21 protein-coding genes are annotated in these 26,180 nt (G+C 67.1%); 14 read left to right on the forward strand and 7 right to left on the reverse strand.

The genetic code is table 11. The features are described 5' to 3' along the window. Window positions 1-131: 131 nt before the first annotated feature. Both BCM27_RS07860 and rsmA read left to right on the forward strand, forming a co-directional pair. Window positions 132-1,256, forward strand: coding sequence for a resuscitation-promoting factor (locus BCM27_RS07860; protein ID WP_064569339.1), 1,125 nt, complete (start codon window positions 132-134; stop codon window positions 1,254-1,256). Continuing rightward, window positions 1,220-2,161 (forward strand): 16S rRNA (adenine(1518)-N(6)/adenine(1519)-N(6))-dimethyltransferase RsmA, encoded by a 942-nt coding sequence (gene rsmA, locus BCM27_RS07865; RefSeq protein ID WP_004019665.1) that lies wholly within the window; start codon window positions 1,220-1,222, stop codon window positions 2,159-2,161. The genes BCM27_RS07860 and rsmA overlap by 37 nt, the downstream gene beginning before the upstream one ends. A 214-nt stretch (window positions 2,162-2,375) precedes the next feature. Here the strand turns inward: rsmA and BCM27_RS07870 are convergent, their stop codons facing one another. Further along, the gene (locus BCM27_RS07870) at window positions 2,376-3,368 is read right to left on the reverse strand and encodes an LLM class F420-dependent oxidoreductase (protein ID WP_033203797.1); all 993 of its coding nucleotides are present in this window, start codon (window positions 3,366-3,368) and stop codon (window positions 2,376-2,378) included. Window positions 3,369-3,510: 142 nt separating this feature from the next. Here BCM27_RS07870 and BCM27_RS07875 point away from each other — a divergent pair, with 142 nt between their 5' ends. Then, window positions 3,511-4,179 (forward strand): HAD family hydrolase, encoded by a 669-nt coding sequence (locus BCM27_RS07875; RefSeq protein WP_004019663.1) that lies wholly within the window; start codon window positions 3,511-3,513, stop codon window positions 4,177-4,179. A 75-nt stretch (window positions 4,180-4,254) separates the two neighbouring features. Beyond that, window positions 4,255-5,217, forward strand: a complete 963-nt coding sequence (locus BCM27_RS07880; RefSeq protein WP_004019662.1) for a 4-(cytidine 5'-diphospho)-2-C-methyl-D-erythritol kinase — start codon at window positions 4,255-4,257, stop codon at window positions 5,215-5,217. A gap of 77 nt (window positions 5,218-5,294) precedes the next feature. Here the strand turns inward: BCM27_RS07880 and BCM27_RS07885 are convergent, their stop codons facing one another. Both BCM27_RS07885 and BCM27_RS07890 read right to left on the reverse strand, forming a co-directional pair. Further along, on the reverse strand, window positions 5,295-7,229 hold the full coding sequence (locus tag BCM27_RS07885) for an FUSC family protein (RefSeq protein WP_004019661.1): 1,935 nt from the start codon (window positions 7,227-7,229) through the stop codon (window positions 5,295-5,297). Next, window positions 7,226-8,257, reverse strand: coding sequence for a linear amide C-N hydrolase (locus tag BCM27_RS07890; RefSeq protein WP_004019660.1), 1,032 nt, complete (start codon window positions 8,255-8,257; stop codon window positions 7,226-7,228). The genes BCM27_RS07885 and BCM27_RS07890 overlap by 4 nt, the downstream gene beginning before the upstream one ends. Before the next feature lie 748 nt (window positions 8,258-9,005). Here BCM27_RS07890 and BCM27_RS07895 point away from each other — a divergent pair. The 7 genes from BCM27_RS07895 (at window position 9,006) to BCM27_RS07925 (ending at window position 17,263) form a co-directional block, all read left to right on the forward strand. Next, window positions 9,006-9,773 carry a hypothetical protein gene (locus BCM27_RS07895; RefSeq protein WP_004019659.1) on the forward strand — a complete coding sequence of 256 codons (768 nt, stop codon included), beginning with the start codon at window positions 9,006-9,008 and terminating at the stop codon, window positions 9,771-9,773. A 2-nt stretch (window positions 9,774-9,775) separates the two neighbouring features. After that, a complete protein-coding gene (locus tag BCM27_RS07900; protein ID WP_004019658.1) occupies window positions 9,776-11,740 on the forward strand; it encodes a YhgE/Pip family protein in 1,965 nt (654 codons plus the stop codon). 72 nt (window positions 11,741-11,812) lie between these two features. Next, window positions 11,813-13,225 (forward strand): glutamate decarboxylase, encoded by a 1,413-nt coding sequence (gene gad / locus BCM27_RS07905; protein ID WP_004019657.1) that lies wholly within the window; start codon window positions 11,813-11,815, stop codon window positions 13,223-13,225. A gap of 75 nt (window positions 13,226-13,300) precedes the next feature. Beyond that, entirely contained in the window at window positions 13,301-13,966 is a 666-nt protein-coding gene (locus tag BCM27_RS07910) for a hypothetical protein (protein ID WP_004019656.1), read from the forward strand. Continuing rightward, window positions 13,963-14,997 carry a helix-turn-helix domain-containing protein gene (locus BCM27_RS07915; protein ID WP_052369246.1) on the forward strand — a complete coding sequence of 345 codons (1,035 nt, stop codon included), beginning with the start codon at window positions 13,963-13,965 and terminating at the stop codon, window positions 14,995-14,997. The genes BCM27_RS07910 and BCM27_RS07915 overlap by 4 nt, the downstream gene beginning before the upstream one ends. Before the next feature lie 10 nt (window positions 14,998-15,007). Beyond that, the gene (locus tag BCM27_RS07920) at window positions 15,008-16,078 is read left to right on the forward strand and encodes a helix-turn-helix domain-containing protein (RefSeq protein WP_157781279.1); all 1,071 of its coding nucleotides are present in this window, start codon (window positions 15,008-15,010) and stop codon (window positions 16,076-16,078) included. A 39-nt stretch (window positions 16,079-16,117) separates the two neighbouring features. Next, window positions 16,118-17,263: an alpha/beta hydrolase gene (locus BCM27_RS07925; RefSeq protein WP_004021899.1), complete on the forward strand. Its 1,146-nt coding sequence runs from the start codon at window positions 16,118-16,120 to the stop codon at window positions 17,261-17,263. 3 nt (window positions 17,264-17,266) lie between these two features. Here the strand turns inward: BCM27_RS07925 and BCM27_RS07930 are convergent, their stop codons facing one another. Further along, the gene (locus BCM27_RS07930) at window positions 17,267-19,075 is read right to left on the reverse strand and encodes an ABC-F family ATP-binding cassette domain-containing protein (protein ID WP_004021900.1); all 1,809 of its coding nucleotides are present in this window, start codon (window positions 19,073-19,075) and stop codon (window positions 17,267-17,269) included. Window positions 19,076-19,107: 32 nt separating this feature from the next. Beyond that, window positions 19,108-19,920: an SGNH/GDSL hydrolase family protein gene (locus BCM27_RS07935; RefSeq protein ID WP_373278291.1), complete on the reverse strand. Its 813-nt coding sequence runs from the start codon at window positions 19,918-19,920 to the stop codon at window positions 19,108-19,110. A gap of 227 nt (window positions 19,921-20,147) precedes the next feature. On the opposite strand from BCM27_RS07935, the gene BCM27_RS07940 reads away from it, so the two are divergent. Next, window positions 20,148-20,669 carry a hypothetical protein gene (locus BCM27_RS07940; RefSeq protein WP_004021902.1) on the forward strand — a complete coding sequence of 174 codons (522 nt, stop codon included), beginning with the start codon at window positions 20,148-20,150 and terminating at the stop codon, window positions 20,667-20,669. Here BCM27_RS07940 and BCM27_RS07945 read toward each other — a convergent pair. Then, window positions 20,644-21,801 (reverse strand): acyl-CoA dehydrogenase family protein, encoded by a 1,158-nt coding sequence (locus BCM27_RS07945; protein ID WP_004021903.1) that lies wholly within the window; start codon window positions 21,799-21,801, stop codon window positions 20,644-20,646. The two genes, BCM27_RS07940 and BCM27_RS07945, sit on opposite strands and share 26 nt — an antisense overlap. A 58-nt stretch (window positions 21,802-21,859) precedes the next feature. Then, the gene (locus BCM27_RS07950) at window positions 21,860-23,056 is read right to left on the reverse strand and encodes an acyl-CoA dehydrogenase family protein (protein WP_004021904.1); all 1,197 of its coding nucleotides are present in this window, start codon (window positions 23,054-23,056) and stop codon (window positions 21,860-21,862) included. A 378-nt stretch (window positions 23,057-23,434) separates the two neighbouring features. Between BCM27_RS07950 and BCM27_RS07955 the strand changes: the two genes are divergently transcribed. Both BCM27_RS07955 and BCM27_RS07960 read left to right on the forward strand, forming a co-directional pair. Next, window positions 23,435-24,859, forward strand: a complete 1,425-nt coding sequence (locus BCM27_RS07955) for an MFS transporter (protein ID WP_004021905.1) — start codon at window positions 23,435-23,437, stop codon at window positions 24,857-24,859. Between the two features lie 161 nt (window positions 24,860-25,020). After that, on the forward strand, window positions 25,021-26,154 hold the full coding sequence (locus BCM27_RS07960) for a thiolase family protein (RefSeq protein WP_004021906.1): 1,134 nt from the start codon (window positions 25,021-25,023) through the stop codon (window positions 26,152-26,154). Window positions 26,155-26,180 lie beyond the last annotated feature (26 nt).

Raw genomic sequence — 26,180 nt, forward strand, 5'->3', positions numbered from 1 at the left:
TGGCCGGTTCGTTATCGTACTGTGATCCGCCTGGCCGACGTGCTGATCCACTCGGCGGGCGTGGTGCCAGTGTTGCCTATCAGGATGTCGTGCCCTTGTCTTCCTTGCCCAATTCAGAGTCGTCCGAGCCGGTGTCGTCCAAGTCGGTGTTCGCCAAGATCAACGGATCGAACTCGTTGCGTGTCCGCGTCGCGGTCGGCGCCGTCTGCGCCACTGTCGCGGCCGGCGGGATCATGGGCGTCACCATGCACAAGAACGTCGCGATCGACGTCGACGGCGACGTCCGGCACGTGTCCACCATGGCGATGTCCGTCGAGAGCCTCCTCGAGTCCGAGGGGCTGGCGCCCGCCGACGGTGACAAGGTGAGCCCCGCGCCCGACTCCGGCTTCGGCGACGGCCAGACCATCCGGGTGAACAAGCTCAAGCAGCTCACCCTCGACATCGAGGGCAAGCGCGAGACCATCGTCACCAACGCCTCGACCGTGGACCAGCTGATGGCCGAGCGTGGGTTGACCCACGCCGCCGAGGAGACCGCGTTCGGCCAGGAGCTGCCGGTCGGCGGCGGCCAGATCGAGGTCGCACTGCCCAAGCCGGTGAACCTCGTCGACGGGCCGGCCAAGAAGCGTCCGACCGTCGCCGCGCACACCGTCAAGGATCTGCTCGAGTCGCTCGGGACGCCGCTGGGCGCCGAGGACAAGGTCACTCCCGCGGCCGACACCAAGGTCACCCCGAATCTGAAGATCGTCGTCACGCGGATCAAGACCGAGGACGTCACGCTCACCGAGCCGGTCGCGCCGCCGGAGGTCAAGAAGGAAGATCCGACCCTCATCCGCGATCGCAAGGTGGTCGAGAAGAAGGGCACGCCCGGTGAGGCGCGCGTGACGTACAAGGTCACCACCGTCAACGGCCGAGTTGTCAAGCGCGACAAGCTGACCAGTGAAGTGCTCACCGAACCGGTCGCGGCCACCGTCCGCATCGGCACCAAACCGGGCGCGCCGTTCGTGCCGTTCGGGTCCGTCTGGGACGCTCTCGCCGCGTGCGAGGCGACCGGGAACTGGGCCATCAACACGGGCAACGGTTTCTACGGCGGGGTGCAGTTCGACCAGAACACCTGGGAACGCTGGGGCGGTCTCGAGTATGCGCCGCGCGCCGACCTCGCCAGCCGCGAGGAGCAGATCGCCGTCGCCAGCAAGACCCAGGCGGTCCAGGGCTGGGGCGCGTGGCCGTCCTGCTCGTCCAAGCTGGGCCTGCGCTGATCGACGAGACGCCGGCACCTGACGAGACGCCCGCGGGCAAGCCCGACGAGGCTCCCCGTCTGCTCGGTCCCGCACAGATCCGGGAACTCGCGGCCGAGGTCGGCGTCCGGCCGACCAAGACGCTGGGACAGAACTTCGTCCACGACGCGAACACGGTCCGGCGGATCGTCGCCGCGTCGGGTGTCGGTCCCGAGGACACCGTTCTCGAGGTCGGTCCGGGGTTGGGCTCGCTCACCCTCGCGCTCCTCGGAACCGCCGGCAAGGTCGTCGCGATCGAGATCGATCCGGTTCTCGCCCAACGTCTTCCGGCGACGATCGTGGAGTACGCGCCGGGCCGTCAGGACAATTTTCAGGTCATTCTCGCCGATGCGCTGCAGGTGACGCGCGACGACCTCCCCGCGGTGCCCACCGCGCTCGTCGCGAACCTGCCGTACAACGTGTCGGTGCCGGTCCTGTTGCACCTGCTCGGTCTCTTCCCCGAGATCACCACCGCCCTGGTGATGGTGCAGGCGGAGGTCGCCGACCGCCTCGCCGCGGGCCCGGGCAGCCGGACCTACGGCGTGCCGAGCGTCAAGGCGCGTTACCACGGGCGCGTGAGCCGCGCCGGTGCGGTGGGACGCAACGTGTTCTGGCCCGAACCCAAGGTCGAATCGGGGCTCGTCCGTATCGAACGCACCGACGATCACTCCACCGATCCGGTCGAACGCGCGCGGGTGTTCGCGGCGATCGACGCGGCATTCGCCCAGCGCCGCAAGACGATGCGGTCGGCACTGGCCGGATGGGCCGGGTCGGCGGCCGAGGCCGAACGCCGACTGCGCGAAGCAGATATCGATCCCGGCGTGCGCGGCGAGAAACTCGACGTCGACGATTTCGTCCGGCTCGCCCGCACGACCGCTGGTCTCTGAACCAGCCAGGAGCGACGACTCATTCCGCTCGATGCACCAGCGCGAGCGACGTCTCACTCTGCTCGATTTGCCAGCGCGAGCGACGTCTGACTCTGCTCCCTGAGGTGCGAGGAGCGATAGCGACGAGCCTCGAAGGGTCTGGCGACTCACGCTGCGAAAAACCCTTCGTGACGCTCGCAAGCTCGCTCCTCAGGGAGCATGGAAATCGCGGGACTCAGTTCGACGCGGCGCGCAGTTTCTCCAGCAGCTCGGGAGCGGCGTCGCGCAGGAACTCCTCCTGGGTGTCGCCGCCGATCTGGACGAGCGCGATGTCGGTGAAACCGGCCTCCCAGAAGGGTTTCACCGCCTCGACGATCTGATCGAGGTCGGGGCCACACGGGATGTTGCCCGCCACGTCGTCCGGCGTCACGAACTGGGTCGCGGCGGCGAATCCCGCGGTGGTGCGCAGGTCGGCGTTGACATCCCAGCCGCCGGCGAACCAGCGGAACTGATCGTGAGCGCGCTCGATCGCCTTGTCGCGATTGCGATCCCAGCTGATCGGGATCTGTCCGATCGCGCGCGAGCCCTGCCCGTCGACGGTCGGGGTCGACGAATGGGCGTTCCAGGCGTTGATGAAATCGGCGTCGGGTTCGACGGCGATCAGGTGGTCGGCGAGGGGACCGAACGTCTCGATACCCGCGTTGCCCGCGACCGCGACACCGATCGGGACCGGCTGATCGGGGAGGTCCCAGATCCGGGCCGCGTCGACCTGGAAGAACTCGCCGCGGAAGTCGACGAGCTCGCCGGTGTGCAGCTTGCGGATGATCTCGATCGCCTCGGCGAGCATGTCCTGACGGTCGGCGACCGACGGCCAGCCCTCGCCGACGACGTGTTCATTGAGGTTCTCCCCGGAGCCCAGGCCGAGGGTGAAGCGACCGTCGGCGAGGATCTGCAGTGTCGCGGCCTTCTGGGCGATGATCGCCGGGTGATAGCGGATCGTCGGGCATGTCACGTAGGTCATCAGGTCGACCCGCTCGGTCGCGTGGGCCACGGCGCCGAGGACCGTCCACGCGTACGGGGCGTGTCCCTGGGCCGAGAGCCATGGGAAGTAGTGGTCGCTCGACACCTCGAAGTCGAAGCCGGCGTCTTCGGCGCCGACTGCGTACCGCACCAGCTCTTTCGGGCCGGCCTGCTCGGTCATCAAGGTGTAGCCGAATCGGGTTGCCATGGGGTTCTCCTCTGCGAGATCGGTCGCGTCGGTGTAGGCGTTGAGTCGTAGGTCCGAAACCTGGGCGCTCGAGACGGTGGTGCCCGGGCAGGCGGACATTCGACGACGGGGCGCGGTTCTCGACCCCGGAAACGAGGTGCAGATGCCTGACCACAGAGCGGATGGGTCGATCGACACCGTGCTTCTCGATGTCGACGGTACGCTCGTCGACTCCACCTACCTCCACGCGTTGGCGTGGATGCGGGCCTTCGCCGGCCACGACCTGACCCCGCAGTGGTGGCAGGTGCACCGGGCGATCGGCATGGGTGGTGATCGTCTGGTCGGCGAGATCCTCGGCGACGACGTGGAGGAATCGCTGGGGGACACCCTCCGGGACGAGTGGGAGAGCGCGTACCGTGACCTGCTGCCCGACGTGCGGCCGCTGCCGGGCGCTGCCCACCTGGTCCGCGGGTTGCTCGACGCCGGGTATCGGGTCGCTCTGGCGTCGTCGGGCAAGTCGGAGTTCACCGACGCGGCGCTCGAGTCGATGGGTTTGTCCCGGAACGACTTCGCCGCCGTGACCACGTCAGACGACGCCGATTCGTCCAAGCCGGCACCCGACATCCTGTCGGTCGCCCTCGACGAGGCCGGCGGCGGCAAGGCCGTCGTCGTCGGCGACACGGTGTGGGACGTGGCGTCGGCGCACCGACTGCCTGCGGACTGCGTGGCGGTGCGGTCCGGTGGGTTCGCGGAGGGGGAGTTGCGCGATGCGGGCGCGGTGCTCGTCGTCGAGCATGTCGGCGAACTCGTGGACCGCGGATGGCGCCCCTGACCGACCCCGGCTGGGCCCCCGACCGGTTGCGGCGGTGGGCACGGGGCCGACCCCGGGGCGCTAGGCTGGATCATTGTGTCGCGAACGTCGCTGTCGGTGGTGTCGGACTCCGTCACCGCGCGGGCTCCGTCGAAGGTCAATCTGCACCTCGGGGTGGGTCCGCGCCGCGATGACGGCTACCACGACCTGGTCACCGTCTTCCAGGCGCTGTCCCTGCACGACGACGTCAGGGTGGCCCGTGCCAACGAGATGACCGTCACCGTCCGCGGCGAGGGCGCCGCGTCGGTCCCGGCCGACGAGTCCAACCTCGCGGTTCGGGCGGCACTGGCACTGGCCGACTGGGCGGACCGTTCCGGCAAGGTCGCCATCGACATCGACAAGACGATCCCGGTTGCCGGCGGCATGGCCGGCGGCAGCGCCGACGCCGCGGGGGCGCTCGTCGCACTGGCCGCGCTGTGGAAACTCGACATCGGCCGGGACGACCTCGCCGCGATCGCCGCGGGTCTGGGCAGTGACGTGCCGTTCGCGCTGCACGGCAACACCGCACTCGGCACCGGACGCGGCGAGCGGCTGATGCAGGTCCTCTCCCGCGGAGAATTCCACTGGGTCCTGGCCCTCGCGCGGGAGGGGCTGTCCACGCCGGCGGTGTATGGCGAGCTGGATCGGTTGCGCGACAGCCGATCTGGCGAGTGCGCCGACGACGCCGGGCGCGATCTGCTGCGTCGTCCCGACGAACTGATGCAGGCGCTGGCGTCGGGTGACCCGCACGCGGTGGCGCCGCTCCTGCACAACGACCTGCAACCCGCCGCGCTCTCACTGCAGCCGACCCTCCGCCGGACCCTGCGCGCCGGGGTCGATGCCGGGGCGCTGGGCGGCATCGTCTCGGGCTCGGGTCCGACGTGTGCCTTCCTCTGCGCCGACGAGACCAGCGCGGTGAACGTTGCCGCGGAACTGTCCGGCGCCGGCGTCGCGCGCTCGGTCCGCACCGCCAGCGGTCCGGCAGCCGGGGCGCGAGTGCTCGGGGCCGACCGAACCTGACCGTTCGTGCCGGCGCCCGCACGTGACCCTTCGACGAGGCGCGGGCAACAGCCAGCCGTCGAGTTCGACGAGGACGGTTATCGTCTGTCGGTCTGCGTCGTGCTGTCCAGTTCGTGGGGCGCAGGTCGGGATTCGCGACCGATCAGTGACCGCAGATGTGCGAGTTCGTCGGCGAGTTCACGCACAGCGGGGTCGGGGGAGTGCGCTTCGCGTGCGGGTGGTGTCGGGGTACGGCGTGCGCGGTGCTCGGCGGTGACCTGATGGTCGAGGTCGGCGAGCTCGCCGGCGAGGACCGAGAGTTCGTCGGCGTCGGGGGTCGTCGCCGGTGGTGTCCGCGCTGCGGATGCGCTTGTGACCCGGTCGGCGACGCGCTCCGTCGCGCTGACCACCGGAATCCAGGCCCAGGCTTCAGCTCCCGCCGGGGGAGGCTCGGAGAGGGTGCGCTGCAACGAGGTTCGCGCATCCGATAGCCGTCGATACACGATCCGGCGATCGGCGGTCACGACGTCTGGTGACGCATTGCCCGCCACGTCTTGGGCGTACCGTGCGAGAACGGTCAGCGTGGCGCCGAATGACTCGACCATGTGCACGCGGCGAGCCCCCGGCCAGACGAGGTAGCCGACGACGATCACGATGACACAGCCGATCACCGTCGTGGCCACCCGCGCTTCACTGAGATGGAGGATCGATGCGTGGGGTACGACCACATCGAGCAGAATCATGATCAGCGGTGTGAGCACCAATGCTTGCCCCAGATATGACCGCGTCATGGCCCAGGGCAAGGTTGCCGCAAGGACCGCGATGACAAGCCCGGAGATGATCGGTTGATGAGGGAGAACACCGACCGCGACGGCGACGCAGGCGCCGCCGACGGTGCCGATGCCACGAAGGACCGCACGACCGAATACCGAACCGAGGTCGGGCTTCATCACCAGCGCGACGGTCAGCGCGATCCAGTACCCATGTGCGACGGGCAGGACGAAGTACATGGCGTAGGCGATGGCTGTGCACAAGGCCAGTCGGCCGGCCGACGCGAGCAAGGCCGGACCCGGCGGGGACGGCGTGGTGCGTTCGGGCGGTGCGGTCGATACCGGCGAGGGCGCGTCGCCGAAGATCGCGTCCTCCAGCATGCCGAGGCGGATCAACGTCCCGTCCGGTGGGCGAGCCCCGGGTCGGCGCCGATGGGTGAGTGCAGCGGCGCATTCGGCCAGCCGCGGCGCCGTCTGTACGGATAGGTCCCGATCTGCATCGTCGGCGAGCAGGCGGGCCATCAGCTGATCGGCAGCCCGCGAGATGGCCGCTGCCCGGTCGTACTCGGGGGTCGGTCCACCTGCGGTACCGCGCCCGGTGATGGCCATGTGATCGAAGGCGTCGAGCGCACTGATGGCCTGCGCCCGCTCCACGGCGAGATCGGTGTTGCCGGCAGCTTGTGCGCGAGCGAGCACGGACAGTGACCGCAGCAGGGTCACCAATGAGTCTCGCTGGGGCCGAGACCGGCTGATGGCCACCTCGACCGCAAGTCCCGCGGCATAGAGAACCGCCCCGGCGAGGAACAGTACCGCCGGTTCCCAATAGGGTCGAGCTGCTGGGACCCCGATCGCGATCGCCGCGATCACCATCGCCTGCATCGTCGCCACCGACACTGTTCCCGAGTACCCGCTGACGATGCCGGAGACGCCGGCGATCACGGCCATCACGGCCACGGTGACCGGGGCCGGTGCGGTGGACAGGACTCCGAGACAGTACGCGGCGGCCGCGAGTGGTGTGGTCGTCGCGAACTGTCGGAAGCGGGCCCGGTACGCCACCGACTTCTCGCCGGCCGCGAGCAGCAGCGTTCCCATGCTGATCCACATCCCGACCAAAGGGTGACCGGTCAGCGCACCGAGGGTCACCGGGGCAGCAACGGTCACCGCGCCCCGGATCGACCGGCCCAGCGGCCATGTCGCCGACGGTGTGGCGAGGAGGGCCCGCATCCACACCGTCGGCTGCCAGCCGGGCAGATCGGTGGTCACGACTGGTGCGACGGATCCTGCAGTGTGGCGAGTTGGGCGAGGAGTGCGAAGGAAAGGAACGTCATCGGACCCTGATCGGCGAACTGTCCGCTGACGTTGCCGGCGATCCCGCCTTCGACCGACAGTTTGCCCTGCAGGTCGAGTTTGAGTTGCGGAGAGTCCTCGGCGAAGTCGAGATCCGCGAGGTCGACCCAGACGATGTTCGGCCGTGTGGTCGACTCGAAGACGAAACGCTTGTTCGTCAGGTCGGTCACCGTCTGCCAAATCGTCTGGGAGGCATCGGGTTTTCCGGGATCGGGCAACCGGAAGGGTTGCGCAGCATTGCGGATGACGCTGAACATCCCGGCGATAGCCTCGACCTTGCTCTTCGGCTGGGGTAGTCGCCCGGAGTAGTACGCCGCGCGCGCGAATCGGTGCTCTGCCTCGGTGTCACCGGGGAGGGGCTGGTCGCCGCCGAGGCCCTCCCAACGCCGGAGAAGCTCGACCTGCTTGTCATAGGTCGGTGAATTCGTCATCACCCGGAAGGAGCTGTCGTGATAGACACGCGGCTTCCCGTCGATGTACTCGATGATCGCCGAGTCGCCGGTTGCATCGTCGAGCGCGAGATGAATGGTCGGCGGGTTCCCGCCGGTCGGATCCGGCATCTGGATGACCTGAACATTGGTGTCCTCGACCCACTGCACGGCATCGGCGACGGTTGCGAAGTTGTCGAGGAAGTACTGCAGCCAGACCGCCTGGCTGAGCGCAGGCCTGGATTTGTCGTGCTCGCCGTATGTGGATTCTGCCAGCCAGAGGACGTGACCGGCGAGTCCTGCTTCGTTGATGCCATCGACCGAGATGATGTCGAACGCAGCAGCGATCACGCTCCCGTACTTCGAGGTCCAGGTCAGCTCTCCCTCGACGCCGTCGTCGCGACTGATCCCACGGGGCTGGGTCCACAGGTTGGTCATCAAGTCCTTGTGGAAATCCATGTTGCGGCCCACGAGCACTGCGCCCGCGGCGTCAGGCCAAATGACTCGGGTGCACATACTTGATCACCACTTTCTTTATAAGACGAGCGAATTGACTCGAAGGAGCTGGCGGTACGCGAAGATGTCAACGGGTGATGTCGCTGAATGGATGCGATCAACCCTGCAAGGTATCGACTTTCGCGAATCCGTGACCATCTCGGTCGATCAGGACATTAATACTCGGGAACCGTCCTGCCGGTGGTTCGAGACCCATCTGGCACAGATTCGCTGCGTTGTGGTCACAGAATGCAGACGCGAATATGTGTCCGGTGTCGACGGTTGGGTTTGGGACATTTCAGGCACGGATTCGTGCCCTGTTTGGGTTGGTCGGGTACGACCGTCGGGGTGCCCGACCGGTGGGCACCCGCCCGATTCCGGTCGCTGCCCGGAGCGCCCGGTTTCGATGCGAAGGTTGTGAAAAGCGCTGTACAACAGCACTTTCTGTCGATGTTGGTTTCGGTTCGCCTACCCCGGTTCGGTGTTTCTCGACGACGGGGGATCGTTCGAGGCGACGACCTGACGCCGGCCTGATGTCGATTGATCGATAGCGGACTTCCGCTGTGACGCGACGCAATTCGACGCTAATCTCCGGCCGTGACGAATGCTGAGCCAGGCATGTGGATGTCTCAATCGAAGCGTTGTCCGAACAGGTTCACGTCCCGATGAACGGGCCGAGGATTCTGTGTCGTGTGCCGTCGGGGCCGAACGAGGGGCTGATCTCCGCGTCATTCCATCGCGGAACGCCACTCCTGATGAGAGGTCCATCATGAGCGCGACCGGAGATTCCGGAGAGGGAGGGCCTGGTCCGATCGGCGTCGCGGACGAATTCCGCGACTCGGATGAGTTCCTGATTGTCGCCGAGGGGGTGGCGGTACGTGCCTCCTGGGGGCCGATCTTCGGACCCACCGACGTGGCGATCCGCGCGGGCGGGGTCACGGTCCTGCAGGGTTCGGGCGGTCGTGGACGAACGGCACTCCTGCTCACACTGGCCGGGCGGATGGCACCCACCAGCGGCTCACTCACCGCTTTCGGGAGGACGAACGACGCCCGAAAGCTCTTCAAGAACGCGGCGATCGCCGACATCGACGAGGTCGACGGCATCGACCAGACGATCAGGGTAAGTGACGTCCTGACCGAGCAGATCCGCTGGCAGGCCCCGTGGTTCCGATGGGTGGGGCAGTCGACGGCCGACGATCTGGAGCGGTTGTGCCGACCGGTGTTCGGGCCGCTGACCCTTCCGCACCTCGATGCCTTCGTCGAGGAACTGCCCGAACTGACGGCTGCACTGTTCCGCATCGCGATGGCGAACCTGCGACGACCGCCACTGCTCGTCACCGGCGGCGTCGACCGGATGACGCGGACCAGCAGCGCGCACCGGCTACTCGAGCGGTTGGTCGACCTCGGGCGTGAACAGACGGTCATCACCGCCGACGTCAACGGTGTCCATCCAGGTGTCGGCATACGTGAGGTCCTCCTGGTCGACAACCTCACCGACCACGAGTTCGTGCGAATCGTCTCAGAAGATCGGAACTGAACATGCTTGCCGCATTCTCTCCGGGCAGCGACTTCAAGCGTTACTACCGGGGCCGCATGCCCCGACTCGCGCTGATCGTCATCATCCTCATGCCGCTGATGTACGGCGCGCTCTACCTGTGGGCATTCTGGAATCCGTTCAACGCCGTCGACAAGATTCCCGTGGCCCTTGTGAACGCAGACAGCGGTGCCGTCGTCCAGGGGGAGCCTCTCAAAGCCGGTGATCAGGTCGCGGCAGGTCTGATTGCTTCCAAGCAACTCGACCTCCACCCCGTCTCGGCAAAGGAGGCCGAGGAAGGCGTCGCGAACGGGACCTACTACTTCTCGATCACCCTGCCCGAGGACTTCAGCGAGGCCCTGGCGTCCCCGACGAGCGGCACGCCGCGATCGGCCGAGCTGATCTTCACTTACAACGACGCGAACAACTACCTGTCGACGGTCATGGGACAGGACGCCGCCCAGCAAGTTGTCAACCAGGTCGGTGCGCAGGTCGGCGCGCAGACCTTCGACATCGTCCTGAACGACGTCAGCCAGATGATCCCGAAGCTGCGACAGGCGCAGGCCGGTGCGAACGAGCTGAACGCCGGGATGAAGACTGCGAACACCGGTGCCGGGGAACTGGCCACCAACCTGGTGACGGCGCGGGACGGCAGTCAGCAGCTGGCCGGCGCCCTCGATGAGCTCGACACGGTCGTCCAGCGCGCGACGACCCCGCTGATCGCCGCACTCGGTCAGGGCCCTGGTTCCGGACCGAGTCCGCAGGAACTCGCGGCGACCGCGTCTCGGCTGGGCGCCACGAGCGGGTCCATCGCCGAGCAGCTCGGAGCAGTGTCCTCACGGCAGTCACAGGCGAGTCGACTGCTGTCCGACGCTGTGAACCGCCTGCGGTCCAGTCCTGACCCCAACGTGCGTGCCATCGCCGACACCATCGCACCAGCCCAATCGCTGCTCGACACCGGCGGATCGAGTCCCGACGCGAACAACCAGCTCACCCAGCTGCGAACCGACGCGCAACTGTTGTCCGGCCAGTTGTCGAACCCGCAGAGCCCGACGCGGATCGCGCTGGGCCTGTTCGCCGACGACGGCCTGCGCAATGACGTTCTCGCCGCGCGCTCGGCGTCCTCGCAACTGAGCTCCGGCGCCGACCAACTGAGTACCGGTCTGGTCGAGCTCAGCAACGGCGCCGACCAGCTCGCGGCGGGTACCGTCCGACTCGCGGCCGGTACCCAGCAACTGGCGAACGGGATCAACGAGGGCGTCGCGGCGATTCCCGCGTGGTCACAACAGCAGAAGGACGAACTGACCGCCACTCTGGCACGCCCGGTCGCGCTCAAGGAGAACACCCTCAACGAGGCCAAGACCTTCGGCACCGGCTTCACCCCGTTCTTCTTCGGGCTCGCGCTCTTCGTCGGCAGCATCATCGCCTGGATGCTGTTCAACCCGTTGCAATCCCGGCCGATCGCGCAGGGTCTCAATTCGTTCCGCGTGGTCCTGGCGTCGTTCGCGCCGACCTTCATGGTCGGACTGCTGCAAGCGACCATCCTCTATCTCGTGGTGGTCTTCGCGATCGGTCTGCGACCGGCGTATCCCGTTGCCACATATGGCTTCATGCTGCTTATGGTCGCCATGTTCCTCGCGATGATCCAGATGTTCAACGCGCTGTTCGGTCCGGCGGTCGGACGAGTGGTGACCTTGGCGTTCCTGATGATCATGCTCACCTCGGCGGGAGGTATCTATCCCGTCCCGACCACCACGAAACCGTTCCAATACATCCACTGGGTGGATCCGATGACGTACACCGTCAACGGCCTGCGGCAACTGACGGTCGGCGGCGTCGATCATCGCCTGTGGATCGCGGTCGGTGTGGTGGCCGGACTCACGGCGGTGTTCCTCGCCGTGTCCACCTGGGCGGCACGCCGAAACCGCCAGTACAACATGGACCGTCTCTACCCGCCGGTCGAGGTCTAGATAGCCAGGTCACCCACGGACTGCCCGAGTACGTCAATCCGACTGAAACCCCTACTCCCAAGGAGAGAGAGTATGACCACCACCGAGCATTCGAATGCCAGAACAACCACCAACGCAACCGATTCGCTGTTCATCAACCCGGTCTTCGTGCGGCCCGGCGAGGCGACCGAGCTGCCGAAGTTCCAGATCCCGGACGGAATGAGCCTGCCCCAGACGGCGTATCAGATCGTGCACGATGAGGCGATGCTCGACGGCAACGCACGCCTCAACCTCGCCACGTTCGTCACCACCTGGATGGACGACGAGGCGCGACAGCTCTATAGCGAGACCTATGACAAGAACATGATCGACAAGGACGAGTACCCGCAGACCGCGGCGATCGAGGACCGGTGCTGGAAGATCCTCGCCGACCTGTGGCACGTGCCCGACGTGGAGAGTTCGATCGGGACATCGACCATCGGCTCGTCGGAGGCGGCGATGCTCGGGGGCTTGGCACTCAAGCGGCACTGGCAGGCGCGTCGCAAGGCCGAGGGCAAGTCGACCGAATCGCCGAACCTCGTGCTGTCCACCGCGGTTCAGGTCTGCTGGGAGAAGTTCCTCAACTACTTCGAGGTGGAGCCGCGGTGGGTTCCGGTCACCGAGGACCACGTCGTCTTGGACGGTCACGACCTCGAGAAGTACGTCGACGAGAACACGATCGGTGTCGTGGCGATCATGGGTGTCACCTACAACGGGTTGTACGAGCCCGTGAAAGCGATCTCGGAGAAGCTCGACGAGATCCAGGCGTCGACCGGGCTGGACGTGAAGATCCACGTCGACGGTGCGTCGGGCGCGATGATCGCCCCGTTCTGTCAGCCGGAACTGGAATGGGACTTCCGGGTACCGCGGGTGGTGTCGATCAACACCTCCGGGCACAAGTACGGCCTCGTCTACCCGGGCCTCGGCTGGATCATCTGGCGCGACACCGAAGCCCTGCCGGAGAGCATGGTGTTCCACTGCAGCTACCTGGGCGGTGACATGCCCACCCTCGCGCTCAACTTCTCGCGTCCGGGCGCACAGGTTCTGTTGCAGTACTACAACTTCCTGCGCCTCGGGCGGGAGGGGTATCGCCAGATCCAGCAGAGCTCACTGGACGTCGCGCAATACCTGTCCGGGAAGATCGCCGAGATCGGACCGTTCGAGCTGGTGAGTCGAGGCGACACCATCCCGGTCTTCGCGTGGCGACTCAAGTCCGATCACACCGACAACTGGACACTGTTCGACCTGTCCGACCGACTCCGGATGAAGGGCTGGCTCGTACCCGCCTACCCGATGGCGGACAACCTCGCGTCGATGACCCTGCAGCGCATCGTCGTACGAGCGGGATTGAGCCATGATCTGGCGACCGCGCTGCTGACCGACATCGTGGCCGAGGTCGACTTCCTCGACAGTCTCGACGCTCCGATGCCGCGCGTGTCCGACACCGGTTCGCACTTCCACCACTGATGTCCCGGTGCCGGGGCGCCGTCGACGCCCCGGCACCGGTACGTGTGGTGTCCGACTCCTGAGGACGCACAACACATGAGCATCGCTGTCGAGCCACGGCACTGGCGCCATCTCCTGCTCGAACCGACCCTCAACAAGCAGTGCTGGGGTTTCGTCATCGGCTCCGCACTGTTCGCACTCGGATCGGCCCCCGGCTTCGGCGCCTGGGCGGGGGCGTCGAACTCCAACCTGTGCTACTTCGTCGGTGCCTGGTTCTTCACCGCGGCCGGACTGGTCCAGCTGCTCCGCAGCGGACCCGCCATCGTCTCCGTCGGTTACGGTTCGGGCACGATGGTGCGTGCGGAATGGCTTGCCGCATCGACCCAATCGGCCGGCACTATCATGTTCAACGTGAGTACAGCCTCCGCGCTCACCGCCCATACCGCCGCGGCCGACAAGCATTTCGTCTGGTCTCCCGACGCGGCAGGTTCGGTGGCGTTCCTCATCAGCGGTGTCGCCGCGAGCATTGCCTACACCCGCACCGACCGATGGTGGAATCCGCGGAGCGTCGAATGGTGGTCGACCCAGATCAACTGGGTCGGCTGCGTCGCGTTCGCGGTGTCCGCGGTGGGTGCCTACGTCCTCGCCGACGGCAACAGCCTGGACAACACCCTCGCCAACACCGGTACGTTCGTCGGCGCGCTGTGCTTCATGTTCGCGTCGCTCATCGTCGCGCCGGTCTGGAAGCGGGACAGGGGATGACACCTTCTGGGCAGTCACCCGACACGGCTTCGGTATTCGCGGACGATGTCGTCGAGCAGTGGTACGGGGAGATCGGAGCATTCAGCCCGGTGGGCCAGAGCGCGACCCGCCATGTCTACCGGGCAGGTAGGGAAGGTGCCGCGCAGTACCTGCCGGCAGCACTTACGGTCTCCGGACCGGAGGGAGTCGAGAGCTTCGCCGAGATCGTTTTCTGGCGTCCCCTCTCGCTGATCTGCGCCTTCGCCGCGCTGCGTACGCCCTGCACGATGGTCGGCAAGGGCCCGCCCGATACGACCGGACGCGAGTCCTATGTCATCGTCGGCACCCAGTCCATGCCTACCACGGGGCTCATCACCCAGGGTCGCCGTTCGACGTCGTATCGAGGAGAGGACTTTCTCGCCGTACTCAATACGTCGCGCAGATTCACGCACACGTCCTTCGACATCAGTGATCCAGTCGGGGTGTGGATACCCTCCGCGCTGCTGGCCGAGGATGCCGGAGAGGATGTACCCCCCATCATCGAGACCCCGCTCGCCCGCTCCGCCGCTGCGTTCGTGCGGAACTTCGCCCACGAGGTCGCGGTACGCGGGGCGGAAACCGACGCGGAGGCAGAGCTCGCCGCGATCGACGTCGTCCGTAGCGCCCTGCGCAGTGTGCGGACGGAGACCGCACAGATCGGCAACAACGTCACGAGCACCCAGGAGGCCGCGGTGGCACTTATCGAACAGAACTACCGCGACCCTGAGTTCACCGTCGACTCGATCGTCCGCAGCATGCATGTCAGCCGACGCCATCTGTACCGGATGTTCACCGGGGTCGGTGAGTCACCGGCAGCACTGATCGCCCGGCGTCGGCTCGAGAGGGCCCGGACCCTGTTGGAGACGCAGGGCGACATCACCATCGACAGAGTTGCCGCGGCCTCGGGGTTCACGTCGGCGGCCATCCTGCGCAACAGATTTCGCGCTGAGTTCGGCGTGACCCCGGACCTCTTCCGTCGCAACAGTTGTCAGACCGCAGGAGCGGATGGGTGAAGGTGCGCGGATGAACGGCCGAGGCTACTCCCGCAGGGGCCTTGAACCCGCCGTCGTAGATGCTTGGTACGACCGGTGGGGGGTGCGGCATCCGGACGAGTTGCCCGACCCCATTCGCCTCCGCGGACGGGCAGGTCTCGCGGCCTATTCGTCGGCATTCAGTTCGGTCAACGCTGAGTTTCCAGAGGGCTACGAGTCGATCATCTATCACCGCAAGATGTCGATGATGATGGCGCACTGCGAGTTACACACACCAAGAACGACGGAGCTGACCAGGGCGGCGATCCGAGAGATGCCGATCGACCTGGTGATCGTCGCCGCTCATGTTCTCGAGTCCGATCTCCGTATCACCCAGTACGGCACGGAGATGGCATACGGCGAGGGGCAGTTGGTCGTCCTGGCGTTGGACAGTCCGTTCGTGAACGTCGTCGACTGTGTCGCAGACAGCGCGATGTTGCTCATCCCCAAGCGGTTGCTCGGTCTCAGCAGCGAGTCCGGATCGGCGCCGCGCCTCCCGGTTGCCGCTGACTCACTCGTATCGAGGTCGACGGCGCAGTTCGTGCGTCGGTTCGCCAGTGACGCTGCGATGCTGGGACGAGAGGTCACCACGGAGATGGAGCTCGCGGCGATCCGGATGATCCGGGAGGCGATCGGTATGCACAGCTACCACGAGCGTCATCCCCAGCGCGACAGCGTCATGGTGCGCGAGGCCGCTGCCGAGCTGATCGAACAACACTTCGCAGATCCGCGCTATTCGGCGGATTCGATCGCGTCGGCGCTGCACATGAGCCGCCGCCATCTCTATCGGCACTTCGCCGACGCGGATACCTCGCCAGCGATCTTGCTCAAGCGACGTCGACTTGCGCACGCTATGGAGTTGCTCGCCGCCGAGCCGGACCTACCGCTCGACGCGGTCGCCGGACGGTCGGGTTTCCTGTCGGTCGCCGCCCTGCGCGGCCGATTGCGGGCGGAATTCGGGGCGGGGTGGACCGAAATTCGCACTCCGGTTCACCCACCGCGTCCGCCGGCATCTCCGAAATCATCGGGACATCACCGCGCGCAAGGACCGACCGGGGGCTGACCCGCTTCTGCAGGTTTCCATAGCCGGTACAGTCGGTCGATGCTCTGCCGACCACCGCGGACCGCGACGCCAACCCTCATCGTTCTGCTGCTCTGGCTCGGGTCCCTCGTCGTGACCGGCCCTGCCACCGCCGCCGCCCCCGCCGACGGGTTCGTGTTCACCACCACCGACGTCGTTGCCGACGAACTCCCCTCGGCGGCCGCATCGGGCACCCGGCTCACCTACGCGACGCGCGATCAGAACGGCCGCCCGGCGATGTCGAGCGGCGTGTACTGGGTGCCGAAGGGGACGCCGCCGGCCGGTGGCTGGCCGATCGTCTCCTGGGCACACGGGACGGTGGGCCTGGCCGATGAGTGCGCGCCGACCCTGCACCGGCTCGGCGATGGCGTCGAAGCGCCCGTGCGGGCGGCACTCGCAGCCGGTTATGCCGTGACCGCAACCGATTACGCCGGGCTCGGATCGGCGGGGGAGACGGAGTACCTCGGCGGCCGGGCGGCGGCGTATTCGGTGCTCGACATGATCCGCGCGGCGCGATCGGTCGATCCCTCACTCGGGTCGCGATGGGTGTCGACCGGCCATTCGCAAGGCGGGCACGCCGCGCTGCAGGCGGGCCGCCTCGCCGCGGACCACGCACCCGAGCTGCCGGTGGCCGGCATCGTCGCGATCGCCCCGGTCTCGTCGCTGGAGAACCTGTTCGGATTGTTCGGCCCCCGCGTCCCCGGTCTCGGCGCGCTCAACGTCCTCAGTGCGCCGTTCCTGTTCACCCTCGCCGGACTCGACCACGCCCACCCGGAGCTCGGTGTCGCCGACTTCCTGACCTCCGACGGCAAGCGTTTCCTCGACCGCGCGCGAGCCCGGTGCAACGGCGATCTCGTCGACGCGCTGCGGTCGGTGTCCCCGGGCTCGCTCGTCGCGTCCTCGTTCACCGCCGAGCCGGAGTTCCGCAACGCCTTGCGCGAGTATGCCGAGGTCCCCACCTCCGGGTATCCGGCGAAGGTCACTCTCGCACATGGGCTTCTCGATCCGGTGCTGCCCTATCCGCTCAGTCGCTCCCTGCGGTCGGCGATGCGCGAGGCCGGTACCGATGTCGACCTCAAGACCTACGCACGCGCCGACCACAGCAGTGTCGTCGACGAGTCGCTGCCCGACGTGATGACCGCGATCCGGGAGTCGTTCGGCCGGTAGCGATCACTCGAGCGCTTCGCCGAGTTCCATCCAGCGTTCCTCGACCTCGGCCAGCTCGGTCTCCATCGCGCGGATGCTCTCCGTCTCCGCGGCGAGCCCCTGGTAATCGGAGTGATCGTGGTCGGCCAGCGCGGCTCGGGCGGAGTCGATCTTGCTGTGCAGCTTGTCGATCCGACGTTCCAGCGAGGCCAGCTCCTTGTTGGCCGCGCGGAGCTCGGCGCCACTGAGAGACGGGCTCGAGTTCCCGCCGGCAGGGGTCGACGCGGTCGCCGAGGCCACCGCCGAGTTGCTCTTCGACTGTGCTGCACGCAGTTTCAGGAACTCGTCGACCCCGTTCGGGAGGTGACGCAGCTTGCCGTCGAGGACGGCGAACTGCTGATCGGTGACGCGTTCGAGGAAGTACCGGTCGTGCGAGACGACGATGAGCGTGCCCGGCCAGGAGTCGAGGAGATCCTCGAGCGCGGCGAGCATGTCGGTGTCGAGGTCGTTGGTCGGCTCGTCGAGAATCAGCACGTTGGGGGCGGCGAGCAGGATGAGGAGCAGCTGCAGCCGACGCTTCTGCCCGCCGGACAGGTCTTTGACGGGGGTGGAGAGCTGGGCGGTGTCGAAGCCCAGTCGTTCGAGGAGTTGCGACGGCGAGAGCTCCTGCGCCTTCGACCCCGAGCCGAAGGTGTAGGTGGTCTGTAGTTCGGCGATCACCTTCCGGACCGGGTCGTCGAGGTACCGGTCGAGATCGTCGAGGCGTTGGGTCAGCGTCGCGACCTTGACGGTCTTGCCACGCTTGACCCGTCCGCCGGTCGGCTCCACGGTGCCGGCGATGAGGCCGAGGAGCGTCGACTTGCCGGCGCCGTTGACGCCGAGGATGCCGGTTCGCTCACCCGGGGCGAGTCGCCACTCGACGCCGTCGAGGACGTCGCGGTCGCCATAGGACACCGACACGTCGAGGAGGTCCACGACGTCTTTGCCCAGACGCGCGGTGGCCAGGGACTGCAGGGCGACCGTGTCGCGCACCGGCGGGACGTCGGCGATCAGCGCGTTGGCGGCGTCGATGCGGAACTTCGGCTTGGAGGTCCGCGCGGGGGCCCCGCGACGCAGCCAGGCGAGTTCCTTGCGGGCGAGGTTCTGCCGACGCGCCTCGACGGCCGCGGCCTGCCGGTCGCGTTCGACGCGCTGCAGGATGTAGGCGGCATAACCGCCTTCAAACGGTTCGACGATCCGGTCGTGCACCTCCCAGGTGACGGTGCAGACCTCGTCGAGGAACCACCGATCGTGGGTGACGACCATCAGTCCGCCGGCGTTGACCGGCCAGCGCCGCTTGAGGTGCTCGGCGAGCCAGGTGATGGCCTCGACGTCGAGGTGGTTGGTCGGCTCGTCCAGCGCGAGGACGTCGTGCTCGCCGGCGAGCAGCCGGGCCAGCGACACCCGACGGCGCTGACCGCCCGACAGCGAACTGGTGGGCGCCGCCCATTCGACGTCCCCGAGCAGTCCGCCGATGACGTCGCGGACCTTGGCGTCGCCCGCCCATTCGTGTTCGGGGCGGTCGCCGACGACTGCATGCCCGACGGTCTCGTCCTCGTCGAAGACGTCGACCTGGTCCAGGACACCGATCCGCACTCCGCCACGCACGGTGACGCGACCGGAATCCGGCTGCATCCGTCCGGCGAGCATCGCCATCAGGCTCGACTTGCCGTCGCCGTTGCGGCCGACGATCCCGATGCGGTCGCCCTCGTTGACCCCGAGGGACACCGACTCGAAGACCTTGGTGGTCGGGTATTCCAGGCCTAGGGTTTCCGCGCCGAGTAGATGAGCCACCCGTCAGACGCTAGTGGGTGGCCGGTGCCGGGCTAACGGCGGATGGCCCCGTTGACCATGGCCGCGAACGCGACGGCGCCCGCCTGGTTGACGTGGAAGGGCAGCGCGATGCGATTCGACAGCGAGCTCTCGTACCAGGGGTTGATCAGGTTGCACGCATCGTGGCCCGCCGATCGCCGGTTCGCGTCGATGAAGGTGCCGCCGACCTTGGTCGACGCCCGCCAGAGCGCGCCGTTGGCACGATTGAAGACCTCGCGCATCCATCGGGCGTCGGGGTCGCTCAGGGGTACGAGCGGCCAGCATCCGCTGAAGCCGATGAAACCACCGAGCCCGACGACGATGATCTGGGCCTTCGGCGCCTTCTGCCGGATCGCACGCAGCGCCGGTGTCACCCGGTTCTCCATCAGGTCGATCCGCCACCGGACCTCGTTTTCGAGAGCGCGGTTGTGGCGACAGCGGCGGTCGGTGAACGCGGGGGTCCGGCACTGGTTCAGGATCGCGTTCCACCGCATGTCGTTGCCGCCGATACTCACGGTGATCACTTGCGCATCACGGGGGACCAGGTGCAGCTGAATCGGTTTGGTACCGCCGCTGGTGTGCTGCGGGGACCGGTACAGGTGTGTCGCCTGCGCGCCCGCACACGAGGCGTCGATGAAACGCCGCGGCAGGGTCGCCCCGGCGACGAGGGTCGGGTAGTTGAACGCCGACCGCTTACATCCCGCGAAGTACGCGGGGGTCGGGGTGTAGAAACTCCCGGACGCACGCGAATCTCCGAGCGCCACGTAGGTGCCGCCGGTGTAGCGCACGGGGGCGGCCTGCGCGGGCGCGGCCACCGCCGCCATCATCGACACCACGAACGCGGTGACCAACACCGTCGCCAACACCTGGAATCCGCCCCGGACAAACCCCACCACGCACACCACTTCCGCTACCCGCCGATTGCTCAGGAAATCTTAAGGCAACGACCCCGGGTCCGGCCGCAGAGTGCGGGATCGGTCTCGGAAGTCGGCACAGATACCGCACTCTGCCGCGGACGTGGAACCTGCACGGTTCGGCGTGCGTCTACCTGTGCATGGCCACTGCACCTGCCTTGCGGGCATTCGCTCTGGCGCGCGACGGCGTTGTCACCGCGGCCGAAGCCGGCGAGCACGGTCTCGTGACCACACGGCCGGCGACGACAACCGTCACCGCTTCGCGGAGTTGGCACGGTTCGCCGGTGAAGGGGACGCTCGTCGTGCGAAGAAACCTCGACGAGTCCGACATCGTGGTCGAGAAGGGCCTCACGGTGACGACCGTGCCGCTGTCCGTCCTCGAGGGTGCCATCGAAGGAAAGATCGACGTGCTCGACCGCGCCTTGCAGGACAAGAGGGTCACCGTCGATGCTCTGGTGCAGACGTATCAGCGTCGACGACGCTGCCGAGGTGCACACGAGATGGCGAAGATGCTCGCGCTCCTGGGTTCTGGTGCTCGTTCGGTCGCCGAGCGATCGCCTGATAGTCCTCACAGAGTGCGGGATTCGTACTGGAAACCGGCACGAATCCCGCACTCTGCGGACGCGGGTCCTACACCTACAGGCCGAGATCCTTGGCGATGATCGTCTTCATGACCTCGCTGGTGCCGCCGTAGATGCGGGTGACACGGGTGTCGGCGTACAGCCGGGCGATCGGGTACTCCAGGACGTAGCCGTACCCGCCGTGCAACTGCAGGCACTTGTCGATGACCTTGCCCGCCGTCTCGGTGGCGAACAGCTTCGCGCGGGCCGCGTCCGGGACGGTGAGCTCGCCCTCGTTGTGGAGTTCGAGTGCCCGGTCGACGAATTGCCGGATGGCCTCCACCTCGGCGGAGCACTCGGCGAGTACGAACTTGGTGTTTTGGAACGCGGCAACGGGTTTGCCGAAGACGTCGCGCTCCTTGGTGTAGGCGATCGCGTGCTGGACGGCGGCGGCCGCGGTGGCCGACGCCCCGATGGCGATGGTCAGCCGTTCCTGCGCGAGGTTGTGCGCCAGGTAGGAGAAGCCCGCGCCCTCCTCGCCGAGCCGATCCTCGACGGGAACCCGGACCGAGCTGAACGAGAGCTCGGCGGTGTCGGAGGCCTTGAGTCCGATCTTCTCGATCTTGCGACCCACCGCGAAACCCTCGGATGCGGTGTCGACGACCAGGATCGACAGCCCCGCACGACGATTCGACTCGTCGAACGCCGCGGTTCGGGCGACCACCAGGATGCGATCGGCCAGCGCTCCACCCGTGATGAACGTCTTCGCGCCGTCGAGTACGTAGTGCGACCCGTCCTCGGACAGCTTGGCCGTGGTCGAGATGTTGGCGAGGTCCGAGCCGGTTCCGGGTTCGGTCATCGCAATGGCGAACATGAGTTCGCCGGAACAGAATCCGGGCAGCCAGCGCTGCTTCTGCTCGTCGGTGGCGTACTCGACGAGGTAGGGGAGGATCAGGTTGGAGTGCACCGAGTAGCTGCCGAAGGTGACACCCGCGGCCGAGGTCTCCTCGGCGATCACCATCGAGTAGGTGAAGTCCGAGACACCTCCGCCGCCGAACTCCTCGGGCGCTTCGATACCCAGGACGCCGAGTTCGCCCAGCCGGTTGTAGAACTCGCGCGGCGGATGCCCCTGCTTCTCCCAGTCGTGGTAGACGGGCGCAACCTCTTTGGCGATGAAGTCCCTGATCGTCTTGCGGAAGGATTCGTGGTCCTCGGTGAAGATGCGGCGCTGCATGTGATCCCTCGAAACTGTTGTGGGCGGGTGGTTCTGACGACGTTCATCCCTGCGGCGGTCATCGCTCCCGATACTCGCGCAGCAGTCCCTTGGAGATGATCTGTTTCTGGATTTCGCTGGTGCCCTCGCCGATCAGCAGGAAGGGCGCGTCGCGCATCAGCCGCTCGATCTCGAATTCCTTCGAATAGCCGTAGCCACCGTGGATTCGGAAGCTGGCCTGCGTGACCTCGGCGCAGTACTCGCTGCACAGGTACTTGGCCATCCCGGCGGCGACGTCGTTGCGCTCGCCGGAGTCTTTCAATCGCGCCGCGTTGACCATCATCAGGTGCGCCGCCTCGACCTTGGTCGCCATCTCGGCCAGCGAGAACGCGATGGCCTGATGTTCGGCGATGGGTTTGCCGAACGTGGATCGCTGCTGTGCGTACTTCACGCCGAGTTCGAATGCGCGCTGGGCGATTCCGCAGGCGCGCGCCGACACGTTGACCCGCCCGACCTCGACGCCGTCCATCATGTGCGCGAAACCGCGGCCGGGTTCGCCGCCGAGGATGTCCGTGGCCGGCGCGCGATAACCGTCGAAGATCAGCTCGGTGGTGTCGATGCCCTTGTAGCCCATCTTGTCCAGCTTGCGCGGGATCGTCAGGCCGGGCAGCACCTCGCCGAATCCGGCGGGTTTCTCCACCAGGAACGCCGTGAGGTTCTTGTGCGGCCGTTCGCTGCCCTCGTCGGTACGGACCAGGGCGGCAACGAGAGTCGACGACCCGCCGTTCGTCAGCCACATCTTCTGCCCGCTGATGACGTATGCGTCGGCTCCGTCCCGCTTCGCGGTGGTCTTGATCGCCGCCACGTCCGACCCGAGTTCCGGTTCGGACATCGAGAACGCGCCGCGGACCTCACCGGTCGCCATGCGTGGCAGGAACCGTCGCTTCTGGTCGTCGGTCCCGTGCTGGCGGATCATGTACGCCACGATGAAATGGGTGTTGATCACCCCGGACACGCTCATCCACCCGCGAGCGAGTTCTTCGACGCACAGGGCGTAGGTGAGCAGTGACTCGCCCAGCCCGCCGTACTCCTCGGGGATCATCAGGCCGAACAGGCCCATCTCGGCCATGCCGTCGACGATGGCCTGTGGATACTCGTCGGCGTGCTCGAGCTCCTGCGCGGCGGGGATGATCTGTTTGTCGACGAACGAGCGGACGTTGGCCAGGATCTCCGTCTGGATCTCGGTGAGGCCCAGGGTCTGCGCGAGGCGGGTCATGGTGGTGGCTTGTCTCCGAAGTCGGTCGGGGTGCGAACGCACCATCGGCGGCGAAGTGGCGTGCGACTCCACACGGTCCGTCTCACAGCATGCACGCCTCGACCTCGGCGAGGTAGTCGCCGTGAACTAAGGGAGCGATAGCGCGTGCCAATGAAACGAGGCGTGCCGAACGCACCAACGCTAAGTCTCCGATAGGGCCTGCCAATGACCCCAGCTCGCGCCGGGGCGGGCCTGGACACATAGGCAGGCGCAGTCGGATCGTTTGCCGAGCGAACGTTGTCAGTGGTGTTCACGCGCGGTTTGAATCAGGACAGATGTGATCCACCCCACTCGGCGATCACGTCGTCACCCAGACCACCCGTCGGAAGAGGTATCACCATGCCGGTCACGACCACCTCCGGATCAGGACCCGGGAAGAGGCCTGGGTTCGCGGCGCGCGCCTCATCCGGAGAGGCCACGCAGACCACCGACTTCGAAGCGGGCCGCACCCCGCGGGGCCTCGGCCCGCGCGGCGAATCCCGCGCCGGCGCCTGGGGTCTCACGGCTCTGCTGGTGAGCCTCTACGTGATCAACTACGCCGACAAGGCGGTGCTGGGCATCATCGCGCAACCGCTCCGCGAAGAGCTGGGCCTGAGCTCGTCCCAGATCGGTCTCGTCGGCAGCCTGTTCTTCCTGACGTTCACGATCGGCGGCTTCTTCGCGGGACTGCTCAACCGCTGGATGACCCTGCGCTGGTCGCTGGTCCTGCTGGCGCTGTGCTGGGCCGCGGCGATGCTACCGATGGTCATGGTGGCGTCGTTCGCGGTCCTCATCCTCAGCCGGCTGTTCCTCGGTCTCGCCGAAGGTCCGAGTTCGGCGCTCCTGCACACCGCTGCCTACTCCTGGCACCCCCCGGCCCGACGCGCGCTGCCCGGCGCACTCCTCGCCGGGGCGGCGTCGATCTCGAAGATCGCGATCGCTCCGCTGCTCGCCGTGATCACCGTGAGCTTCGGGTGGCGTTGGGCGCTGATCTCCCTCGCCGCCGGCGGCCTCGTCTGGTGCGTCGTCTGGCTGTCGACCTGGCGCAACGGCCCGTACATCGCGAGCGGCAAGGCGTCCAAGAAGACGCCCGCCGCGAGCGCCGACGCCGAACCGGCGACGCCGTGGATCTCGATCTTCCGCTCGCGCACCTTCGTCACCGGAGCCCTCGTGGTCATGAGTGTCTACGCGCTGGTCAGCGTCGTGCTGACCTGGCTGCCGTCGTACTTCGAAGAAGGACTGGGCTACAGCCGGCTGCAGTCCGGGTCGATGTTCGCGTTCCCCTCGATCGTCGGCCTGGTCCTGATGGTGCTGAGTTCGATCACGAGTGACCGGATGATCTCGAAGGGGGCGACGTCGCGGATGCTGCGCATCGTCGTGCCGTCGGTCGGGGTCCTCGTCTCGGGCGTCCTGCTGTTCCTGCTGCCCTCGGTCGGCACCCCGATCATCGCGGTAGCGATCCTGTCGATCGGCTATGGCTTCGCGGCCACGGTGTTCCCGCTGTTCAACGCGGCGGTCGCCGAGATCTGCCCGCCCCGGCAGACCGCGGGCACGCTGGGTGTCTTCCTGGCGATCATGGCGATCGGCGGTCTCGTCGCGCCGTACGCCACGGGTGTCATCGTCGACGCGGCCGCCACACCCGCCGAGGGCTACGCCACCGCGTTCCAGGTGCTCGGGATCGTCGCCGCGGTGTGCGCGCTACTCGCCCTGGTGTTCGCCGATCCCGAGCGGGACCGTGCCCGGTTGCGTCCGCACGCGCCGGCCGTCGAAGGCGCCACACCGTGACCTACGCGTCCCATAGGCAGGGCCTCATCGACTGTGAGTGTGAATCGACTTGTCTGCCAAGCGCCCCGGTGGTCGGCTCGTCACAACGGGCGATCGGCGTCCGCCGGCGTCGTGCACGTCGGACACAACCACATCCCTTGCCCTGACCTCGAGGAGTCCCCATGCGTGATGCAGTGATCGTCGACGCGGTCCGCGCGCCCATCGGCCGCCGCCGCGGCGCCCTGTCCGGTATCCATCCCGCCGATTTGTCGGCCCACGTACTCGAGGCGCTCGTCGAGCGGACCGGCCTCGATCCGGCCGTCGTCGACGATGTGGTGTGGGGTTGTGTCAGCCAGGCCGCCGAACAGGCGGGCAATGTCGCGCGGACGGCCGTACTCGCCGCCGGCTGGCCCGAGAGTGTCCCCGGGACCACCGTGACCCGGGCCTGCGGATCGAGCCAGCAGGCGGTCAGTATGGCGGCCGCGGCGGTTGCATCGGGTCAGCAGGACGTCGTGATCGCCGGCGGTGTCGAGTCGATGAGTCGGGTGCCGATGGGCAGCGCTGCACCGAACGGCGAGCATCAGCCGCCCACGGTCCTCGACCGCTACGGCGTCGACAAGTTCAGCCAGGGGACCGGCGCGGAGATGGTCGCCGCGAAATGGGGATTGGATCGCACGCGTCTCGACGAATACTCCTTGCGATCGCACGAACTCGCCGCACAGGCAGCCGACCGCGGCGCCTTCGACGCCCAGCTGGCCCCGATCCCAGGAGTGCTCGAGGGCGATGAGGGAATCCGGCGCGGTGGCACCCTCGAGTCGCTCGCCAAGCTCAAGCCGGCCTTCAGCGAGGACGGTGTCATCCACGCCGGCAACTCCTCGCAGATCTCCGACGGATCGGCTGCCCTGCTGATCATGTCCGCCGAGACGGCGAAGTCGCACGGTCTCACGCCGATCGCCCGAATCCACACCGCGGTCGTCGCCGCCGACGACCCGGTGATCATGCTGACCGGACCGATCCCGGCCACGGCGAAGGCACTCAAGCGCTCCGGGCTGTCGATCGACGACATCGGGGCCTTCGAGATCAACGAGGCATTCGCCCCGGTGCCCCTGGCCTGGCAGGCCGAGACCGGCGCCGACATCGAGCGTCTCAACCCACTCGGCGGTGCGATCGCCGTCGGCCATCCCCTCGGCGGATCCGGCGCGATCCTCATGACGCGGCTCGTCCACCACATGCGCGACAACGGCATCCGGTACGGGCTGCAGTCGATGTGCGAAGCCGGCGGCATGGCCAACACCACCATCCTCGAACTGCTCTGATACGGAAGAAGCGCAGAACCCCTGGG

Source organism: Gordonia terrae, assembly GCF_001698225.1.
Classification (GTDB): Bacteria; Actinomycetota; Actinomycetes; order Mycobacteriales; family Mycobacteriaceae; genus Gordonia; species Gordonia terrae.